This window comes from Candidatus Effluviviaceae Genus V sp., assembly GCA_014728125.1.
Lineage (GTDB): Bacteria > Joyebacterota > Joyebacteria > Joyebacterales > Joyebacteraceae > WJMD01.
The window spans coordinates 1-8,515 of sequence record WJMD01000001.1; the positions used below are offsets into that span (position 1 = coordinate 1).

The window sequence follows — 8,515 nt, forward strand, 5'->3', positions numbered from 1 at the left end:
CGAACATCGACCGGAATTCATCAGCGAGCGGCCCGTCCCCCAGCACACCGACGACCTGATTGTGCTCGACGCGGAAGAGCAGGATCTCGTTGCCCGCGGCCACCGGGATCTCTCCGGCGGTCCTGCTGTCGTCGGACTCCCTGGGGTTGACGCACACCTCCCCAGCCGGAAGGTTCGTGAGCCTGTCGTGGGGCCTCGCAGGCTCCGGCGGAAGAAGGCCGGTGTCCTTGAAGACGAGCCGCTCGCCGGAGACGTCGTACCTGCACATGTGACCGGTCGAGAACTCCACCTCGATGAGGTCGGCCCGTGCGAAGAGCGGCGCCATGCGCTCGCAGGTCTCGGCGATTCCCCTGTAGTCCGCCGAGAGCCCCGTCTCCTCCATGCGTCTCTCGCAGCCCGGCATGCTGGCGACGCGAAGCTCCTCGTGCGCCTTCACGAAGGCGAAGAGGGGCGCCGAAGCGGAGAACTCGGTCATCGCGATGACGACGGTCGACCCACCGATGACATCTGAGAGTTCAACGTCCTCCTCGGCGAGCTTCCCGTTCGCCGGCAGTTCACCGTTCTGCGTCCCGGTGGCCTCGTAGGTCAGGGGCGGATTGACCGTGATGCCGTACGTGTCGCTCAGTCCGGCGATGCCCGCGTGCCACGACCGCGCCATGTCGCGACGCTCGCGCCAGACCTTGGTGTCGGGCACGGTATCCGTCGGAAGATCGTGCATGAGCGTCACGACCTCGCCCTCTCGCGGAGAGAAGACATCGACGAAGAGCTTCTCGAGATCGAACGCCATCCGGTTCCTCCCCTGTCAGGGACACCGCCCGTCACGAAAGTCGTTTCCGACGGTGGCGTCAGGCAACCATGGTCAGAAGGAAACACCAGAACCCGGCGGAAAGCAAGGGATCAGGCGTCGCTGAATGCCTCGAGACGACGCGGGGACGTGGTCTCGGAGGTCATGTGGATGCTCCCGCTCCGTGGTTGTGAGCCGCGCCCGGCCGGTGCCGTGCGTCACGACAGATCGGCGAGCAGCTTCAGGATGTCCTTCGAGTGGAGCGAGACCCGGTAGACAAACAGGTCGCCGACGAAGACCCCGTCACGGACGGCGGGGTCGTTCTCCATGACCTCCCTGGCGTCGTTCATGCTCCCGGCGAAGAGGATGACCAGGCCGAAGTCGTCGGTCGTCTGTGACTGCGTCCGGCCCGCCAGAAGGACCACTCCCTCGTCGGCGAGTCCGCTCAGGTACTCGAAGTGCTCCGAGATCACCCGCTTCTCGTCCGGGGTCGGCCCGTCGGTCAGGAGCTCGGGTCTGTCGGGCCGTATCCTGTAGAGATACGTGCTCAATGGTCGATGCCTATTCTCAGGCGCTCAGTCCCATCCCCGCGAGCACCTCGTCGGCTTCCTCGGGGAAGAGCTCACGCACGCACACGGGGCAGATGCCGTGGGAGATCTCGTTCGGGAAGGCGTCCGGGAGGGACGCGTTCACCTCGTACCAGTCATCGTCACTGAGCTTGAGCTTCCCGCAGACCGAGCAGAGGACGACGAGCCTGTCGGGCGCGTCGGAGCTCGGCAGGACGGCCCGGGCCAGCTTGACGACAGCCTCATTGTGCACGGCGTCATTGAGCTCCGAACCGAGATCGATCACGAGCCCGCGCAGGTGGGTCGGCTTCCCGCCGGTGTCACGCTCCAGAGCGAGACCGCGATCCATGAACCACGTGTACTCCCCGTCGGCCTTCCGTATGCGATAGTCGACCTGGTAGACCGGGGAACGTCCCTCCATGTGGTCGCGCATCGCCCGCATGGTGCGTTCGTAGTCCTCGGGATGCAGCAGGTCGGTGAATGCCTCGTACCCGGCTCCGCGGAACGCGTCGGGCTCGTACCCGAGCATCTCGACCTTGCGGTCGTTCGTCGTCACGACGTTCGTTCTGATGTCCCAGTCCCACCAAGCCACATCCGCATCGGCGAGCACCTCATCGAGCCGGCGTCTCAGCTTCTCGATCGATCTCTGGTCCACGCGTCCCCTCCCTGACGGCGTCATGCGCCGCCGGCTCGTCGCGCTCGAGCGCGTTCGATTCGGGCGCCAGCCGCTTCGACATGCTGATGCGCTCCTCGGTCTCGTATCCCAGATGGCGGTAAAAGGAGACGGCCCTCAGGTTCGAGCTTTTCACCTGCAGGTTGACCTTCGGGCAGCCGGAGTCGGCCATCCGCCTCTCGACGGAGGACATGAGCGCCGCTCCGATGCCTCTCCGGCGATGTTCAGGATGAACCGCGACGTAGTAGACCCATCCGCGGTGTCCGTCGAAGCCCGCCATGGCCGTGCCCAGGATCCCGTTCCCCTCCTCCGCGACCAGGAAGAGATCGCGCTGCACGCCGAGCTTACGCGTGATGTCCCGATCCGGATCGTTGTGCGGCGGCGGGTCGAGGAAGACACTCTGCCAGAGTCGGACCACCGCCTGTCGGTCGTCCTCGCGGAACGGGCGAATGCTGACCATGGGCCTCCCGGGCTAGGGCGCACTCGACTCGCGCCTTCGGACGATAACGTAGGCTATCAGCGAAAAGAGGAACACGATCAGGAGCAGCCATGCCAGGCTCTGGAGCGTCCCGATCACCGTCCGGTAGACCTCCAGCGTCCAGCGCTCCGCGTTGAGGACGATGACCTCCGTCTCCTCGACCCTCGGCGTGATGTACTTCTCGAGGTCCCACACCCTGACGCCGCCCGAGATCCCCACGACGTAGATCGCGAACATCAGGTACTTCTGCCAGGCGTCGGCCATCTCTTCGGAGACGGTTCGCTGGAGGATGCGCGTCAGAGAGCGGCGGAAGATGGCGGCGACGGCGAAGCAGGTGAGAACTGCGACAACGAAAGTCACACCGAGAAGAGAGATGAACACGGGTGTCCCCCTTCCGAAACGGCGCCGGGCGGACGTGGAGACCCGCCGAACGGGCGAGGCTCAGGCCGAGATCCTCTGCCCCATCGCGCGCTGGATGGTACGCGCGAACGGCAGCTTGATGTACCTGGGGAGCTCCCTGTGCTCCTTGGAGAGCGTGAGGAAGAGCCACTTGTGCTCGAATACGTTGAACGCTGCGGCGAGGTCCCAGAGCGGGGGGACGACGTACAGCACGTTCCTGCCGACTCTCCGAAGCTCCCTGTCCAGCCGCTCGGGGTCGTCGACGTGCTCCACCGTGTGGGAGCAGAGAACCCACTCGAACTTCCGGTCCCGGAACGGGAGACGGTATATGTCGCGCACTCTCTTGAAATTGCGGACGGCGGAGTGCCGTACGATGTCGACGTTGATGCCGCCGCCGTCCGTGTGCCCGCAGCAGATATTGAGGCACCAGCGGCGCCGCGAGAGGATGCTACGTTTGATGCGGTCGTAGCTGATCCGATTGACAAGGAAGAGGCCGTAGGCAGCCGCCATGGCCATCGCCGCGACGTCGGACGGCATGAGGACGCTCTGCGTACCTGTCATCCAGACCTGCCTTCCCGAGGGTGACCGATCGTCATGATTCGGGGTCCATCTGCGGGACAGGATAGCACATCAGGCCGTGATGGCAAACTGCGACGGATGGCAGCCTCGCCGGAGCGGCCCCGTTCAGTCTATCAGCTCCTCGCAGTTCCGGTCGCTGGAGCGCTCCCGTATGCGGGCTTCCACGGGCTCAGTGATCCTCGTCGTTCGAGTAGAGCGTGATGTGCCGGCCGCTGCCGGACGTGAACGGACGCTCATCCCAGTCGCCCCATCGTTCACGAAGTCTGAGGCCTGCAGCGAGTGCCATCAGATCGAGCTCCGACGGCCACGCGTATCTGAGCACGACCGGGTACATTCTGGTGCCCTCCCGGCTCAGAACGACGTGCTGGTTCGTGATGAGCTGCCTGACGGGGTCGTGTTGCGTCACCTCGAGCTGGACGGCGTCGAGCCCGACGGACGTGGCCCGGACCGTCTGTCCCCTGTCGAACCGCGAGAGGTCCGGATAGAAGGCCTCGATGAGGAACGAGCCGCCGGGCTCAAGGTGGTCCGCGACGGAGGCGAAGCAGGCCAGCTGGTCCTCCTGCGACGTCAGGGAGAAGAACGTGTTGAAGACGACATAGACCAGACTGAAGGGTCCGTCCGGCTCGATGATCCGGAAGTCGCTGACCGTCGCCCGAACGAACTCGCCGCCGGGCTTCGCGCGAAGCCTGTCCAACATGTCCTCGGACGCGTCGACGCCGTGCACCTCGACGCCGCGCTCGGCGAGAGGAAGCGCCACACGGCCTGTGCCGACACCCAGTTCGAGCGCGGCCCCGTCTCCCGCCAGTTTCTCGAGGACGTCGAGCTGTGCCTCACTCACGTCGACGTACAGGTCATCGTACGCCTCGGCGATCAGGTCGCCGTAGGTCGGCGCTTCGTACCCCTTCATGTCCTCACGCTCCCGTGTCACCTTCTCGTCTACCGCGCGCGAGGAGAGCAGCGCGGCGACCGTGCAGAGTATGACCAGTCACCTCATCGCAGACTCGTGCGGAGGGCGCGGCACCCCCTGCCGAGATGCGGACGCCGCCGTGGAGCGTCACTTCTGCCAGTAGGCAAACTCCATCTCGTAACAGGCGGCCTCGAGATCGGCCACGTGGTCCTGGAAGTACTTCTGCGCGTCCTTGATCGCCTCGTTATACACGCTCGGCGCCAGCTCCTCGAGGAAGAAGTCGAGAAGCAGCCTGGACTGCAGTTCGCCGCAATCCATCTCCAGCTTCTCCTCGAAGTACCGAGAGATGGACGCGAGCGCCTGCCTGCGCGCCTCGTCCGGCAGGGTGATGCTCATCTCACTCTCCTTGACTCTCATTCCCCCGGCCCGGCCGGACGTCCACCGGCGGGTTCCGGCTCGCCCCGGGGCCCGGTTCACGCGCCGCCCGAGCTCCCCTGCTCCGACACCGCCCGGGCGGCCCGCTCGGCCTCCTCGGGGTCGCCCAGGTAGAAGTGCCGGTGCGGACCGATCCGGTCGTCGAGCTCATAGACGAGCGGGATGCCCGTCGGGATGTTGAGCGACGGGATATCCTCGTCCGAGATGTCGTCCAGATGCTTGACGAGCGCCCGGAGACTGTTGCCGTGTGCCACGATCAGCACCCGCTTGCCGCTCAGGATGGCCGGCGCGATGGCTCCGCTCCAACAGGGCAGGAACCGGGCGACCGTGTCCTTGAGGCTCTCGGTGAGAGGAAGCTCCTCCGGGTCAATGCCGTCGTACCGGCGGTCGCTCCCGGGAAACCGCGGGTCGTCCCGCTCGAGGGCCGGCGGCGGGACGTCGTAGCTTCTCCGCCAGACGTGGACCTGTTCCTCGCCGTGCTCGGCGGCCGTCTCGGCCTTGTTGAGCCCCTGGAGCGCACCGTAGTGCCGCTCGTTGAGCCGCCAGTCGCGATGCACAGGCAGCCAGAGGAGGTCGAGCTCATCCAGTACTATCCAGAGCGTCCTGACGGCACGCGTGAGAACCGAGGTCCAGGCCACGTCGAATGTGTAGCCGCCCTCCCGAAGCAGGCGGCCGGCGGTCCGCGCCTCCGAGACGCCGCGCCCGGTCAGGTCGACATCCGTCCAGCCGGTGAAGCGGTTGGTGCTGTTCCACTCGCTCTCGCCGTGTCTGAGCAGGACGAGGGTCCTCGTTCCGCTGTCGGGCGTCGCCTTCATCACCCGCCCTCCTCGTCGGGATGCTCGGGCGTGTCGCCCGCGCACCGCGGTCGCTCGTAGCGTTCATAGTATCCAACGACCGTGCCGGCATCGTCTCGGACGGCCCGCATGTAGATCCGCCGCTCAGGCGACTCGGAGATCAACCGCTCCTCCTCACCGTTTCGGAACGCCTCGAGTGTCTCGACGATCACGGCGTTCGATGCCTCGTTGTGACAGTCGAGAAGTGACGTGCCGAGCAGCTCGGAGCCGCCGGTGTAGTGGGCGAGGGCGGCCCGGTTCATGTACCGCACGACGTGGTCGGTATCGGCGACGAGGACCGGGTCGGTCAGGCTGTCGAGCGCCGCCAGCGCCAGGGCCGCGGCCCCGGGTTCGGGGTTCGGCATGAGGCCTCCCAGTGACGGTGGAGATGTTCTCCTGGGGAACGGACTACGCTACGCGGGAGCGTAGCGCATCGTGGGCGTCGTGGGCAAGCTCATCGAACCGCGCGGCCGCCCGGTAGACGAGAGCGGGGCAGGTGTTCCGGCAGTCGTCCCAGGAATCGCACGCCCCGCAGGCCTCGGGCCGCTCGGACCGGATCCTCTCAAGGAGCGGGGAACTCCTCCAGATCTCCTTCAGACCGTCCCGCGCGTTCCCCAGCTCCTCGTGGAAGAAGCTGCACGGCATGACGGTCCCGTCGGCAGCGACATAGACGGTCTCGCGGCCGCACCCGCAGCGGTGGCGCTCGACGCCGTCCTGGTTCGACCACCGCTCGTAGCCCTTGCAGTCCGGAAGATGGAGACAGCACAGCGTGATGGGCAGCTCGTTCGAGCGGAGAGCGATCAGCACATCGACGGCGTTCACGAGTTCGTAGTCCTCGGGGACCACGGCCCACATCGCATCGCTCGTCGGGATGACCGCCTGCAGCTCGAACGACTCCGCGCCCGCGTCCAGAGCGAACTCGTAGACGTCCTGGAGTCCCGCGAGGGTGTCCCGCGTGAGCATGGCCTCCACGATGACCCGCATGCGGGAGCGCCCGCAGGCGAAGCTCACGACCCGGCGGATGTGCTCCAGCCCTTCGGGGTCTCGGGCGCGGCGGATCCGAGCGAAGAGCCTGGCGTCGAGGGTCGACAGCGACGCGTGGAGGATGGTGAGCCCGTTCTCCTCCAGTTCGCGGACGCGTTCTCTGGTCAGAGCCCTGCAGTTCGTGTTGAGCTGGCAGAGGCACCCGACGCTGGCGGCGCACCGGACAAGGTCCATGAGAAGGCCCCACGCCAGGGTCGGCTCCCCGCCCGTGAAGGAGACCTTGCTCGGCCGGATCTCACGGATCAGGTCCTCGAGGGCGTGCCGGTCGGCCTGATGAGGAGGTCTGCCGTCGGGACTGCCGCAGTAGGCGCACCGGTACTGGCACGCAGTCGTGAGCTGGAGCTCGAGATGGTCCGGTCCGGTGAGGGTCGACGAGGGCACCTGATGCATAGCGCCACCCCCGATCGTACTGCTGCCGTCATCGTTCGCCCCCTGCAGGCTCGGGGGGCGGCCACCTCTGAGAAGAGTCCGCCCGTTCAGGGTACCGGAGGAGGAGTTCGGCGTCAAAGCGGCCCGCAGAGCGGCACAGTTGCTATTCGCAAGCATAGCACAAAGCGTGCCGTGCGCCAACCGCTGGGTGCTGCTCCCCGACCGGGCCGCCGCGGGAGCCACCCTCCCACCGTATCGCCCAAAAAAACGGGGCGGCGGCCACTCGGGCCCCGCCCCGTTCGCTCCTCGTTCCCGGGCTTGCGCGACTAGAAGAGACCCGGCGTCACGCCCTTCCAGTCCTCCGTGAGGTAGATCTCACGACGGCACGTGGGACACATGATGAGGTAGCCGTCCTGGCGTGACTCCGTCTTCTCGTCCGGGCGCTCGGACGGGTCGACCGTCAGACCCAGTCGCCGGTGCTGAGCGACCGTGAGGGTCGGGTTCGCGACCGCGAGCGAGCCGACCTTCCTCGCGATCCAGCGCAGCTGGTCGATGGTGGTCACGACGCCCCCGCAGTGTTCGCAGCGCACGAGCTCCTTCTCGATGACCTGCTCTGCCTGCTTCCGGTCGAAGACGGCAAGGTCGAAGCGGTGCGAGAGGATGATGCCCTTCGTGGTCGTGCAGTTGGCCTGGCACTGCCCGCAGTAGATGCAGTTGTCGAAGTGATGGATGAGAGTGCGCTTGTCACCCTCGTCGATGACATCGATCGTCCTCGCAGGACACACCTCCGCACACGCCCCGCACCCGATGCAGTCGTCCTCGTGCCACTCCGGGAGACCCCGGAAGGCCTCGGCCGGCTGAAGCGGCTCGAACGGGAACTTCGTCGTGTATGGCGCCTTGACCAGTGAGGTCAGGGCCTCCTTGAGTTCGCGAAGCTTCGGCTTCTTCATGTCGTGGCGTCTCCCGTTTCGCGTCTCGTGCGCCGCCCCCGAGAGGAGGCCCGCGTCTCACCCGCCGACTCCCCGTGCGCCCGGTCTTCCGGAGCGGCTCGAGAAGCAGGCGTCAGGTCGTCCACGTTCGCACGCGGGTCCGACCCGAGAACCCGTCGTCCCTACTGCCCCGTGTCCTCGTGGTACCTGTCGACCACCGAGCGCTCCCAGAGAGGCACGCCGGCGATGTGTGCGCCTCTCGCGAGAGCGTGGCTGCCGGTCGGCGAGGTCCAGAGGACGAACGTCGCGGCCAGGAGCGCCTTGATGCCCATGGCGTTCCAGCCCGAGTGGACCAGGACGCCGACGAGGATCAGGCATGTTCCCAGCGTCACGCACTTGGTCGCCGCCTGGAGCCTGTTGTAGACATCCGGGAGCCTGAGAAGCCCGAGCGCGCCGACGAGGTCGAAGAACACGCCGACGGATATGAGAATGACCGCCGCGATGCTCTGGCTACTCATC

The 8,515-nt window shown here is 66.5% G+C and carries 13 protein-coding genes; all 13 read right to left on the bottom strand.

Going from position 1 to position 8,515, the window contains the following annotated elements:
- A partial coding sequence (locus GF405_00005; protein MBD3366538.1) for a hypothetical protein occupies positions 1-787 on the bottom strand: 787 nt, incomplete at its 3' end.
- A 215-nt stretch (positions 788-1,002) separates the two neighbouring features.
- The gene (locus GF405_00010; protein MBD3366539.1) at positions 1,003-1,335 is read right to left on the bottom strand and encodes a hypothetical protein; all 333 of its coding nucleotides are present in this window, start codon (positions 1,333-1,335) and stop codon (positions 1,003-1,005) included.
- Positions 1,336-1,351: 16 nt separating this feature from the next.
- Positions 1,352-2,029: a PAS domain-containing protein gene (locus GF405_00015; protein MBD3366540.1), complete on the bottom strand. Its 678-nt coding sequence runs from the start codon at positions 2,027-2,029 to the stop codon at positions 1,352-1,354.
- The gene (locus tag GF405_00020) at positions 1,962-2,483 is read right to left on the bottom strand and encodes a GNAT family acetyltransferase (protein ID MBD3366541.1); all 522 of its coding nucleotides are present in this window, start codon (positions 2,481-2,483) and stop codon (positions 1,962-1,964) included. Before GF405_00020 ends, GF405_00015 begins: the two co-directional genes overlap by 68 nt.
- Before the next feature lie 12 nt (positions 2,484-2,495).
- Complete coding sequence (locus tag GF405_00025) at positions 2,496-2,882, bottom strand: hypothetical protein (protein ID MBD3366542.1); 387 nt, start codon at positions 2,880-2,882, stop codon at positions 2,496-2,498.
- 60 nt (positions 2,883-2,942) lie between these two features.
- The gene (locus GF405_00030; GenBank protein ID MBD3366543.1) at positions 2,943-3,461 is read right to left on the bottom strand and encodes a methyltransferase domain-containing protein; all 519 of its coding nucleotides are present in this window, start codon (positions 3,459-3,461) and stop codon (positions 2,943-2,945) included.
- A 187-nt stretch (positions 3,462-3,648) separates the two neighbouring features.
- Positions 3,649-4,386, bottom strand: a complete 738-nt coding sequence (locus tag GF405_00035) for a methyltransferase domain-containing protein (protein MBD3366544.1) — start codon at positions 4,384-4,386, stop codon at positions 3,649-3,651.
- A gap of 147 nt (positions 4,387-4,533) precedes the next feature.
- A complete protein-coding gene (locus GF405_00040) occupies positions 4,534-4,782 on the bottom strand; it encodes a DUF2164 family protein (GenBank protein MBD3366545.1) in 249 nt (82 codons plus the stop codon).
- Between the two features lie 77 nt (positions 4,783-4,859).
- A complete protein-coding gene (gene gpmA / locus GF405_00045) occupies positions 4,860-5,636 on the bottom strand; it encodes a 2,3-diphosphoglycerate-dependent phosphoglycerate mutase (protein MBD3366546.1) in 777 nt (258 codons plus the stop codon).
- Positions 5,636-6,019, bottom strand: coding sequence for a PAS domain-containing protein (locus tag GF405_00050; GenBank protein ID MBD3366547.1), 384 nt, complete (start codon positions 6,017-6,019; stop codon positions 5,636-5,638). Before GF405_00050 ends, gpmA begins: the two co-directional genes overlap by 1 nt.
- Positions 6,020-6,062: 43 nt before the next feature.
- Positions 6,063-7,244 (bottom strand): radical SAM protein, encoded by a 1,182-nt coding sequence (locus GF405_00055; protein ID MBD3366548.1) that lies wholly within the window; start codon positions 7,242-7,244, stop codon positions 6,063-6,065.
- A gap of 149 nt (positions 7,245-7,393) precedes the next feature.
- On the bottom strand, positions 7,394-8,017 hold the full coding sequence (locus GF405_00060; GenBank protein MBD3366549.1) for a 4Fe-4S dicluster domain-containing protein: 624 nt from the start codon (positions 8,015-8,017) through the stop codon (positions 7,394-7,396).
- A 161-nt stretch (positions 8,018-8,178) separates the two neighbouring features.
- Complete coding sequence (locus GF405_00065) at positions 8,179-8,514, bottom strand: Na+/H+ antiporter subunit G (protein MBD3366550.1); 336 nt, start codon at positions 8,512-8,514, stop codon at positions 8,179-8,181.
- Between the last annotated feature and the right edge of the window lies 1 nt (position 8,515).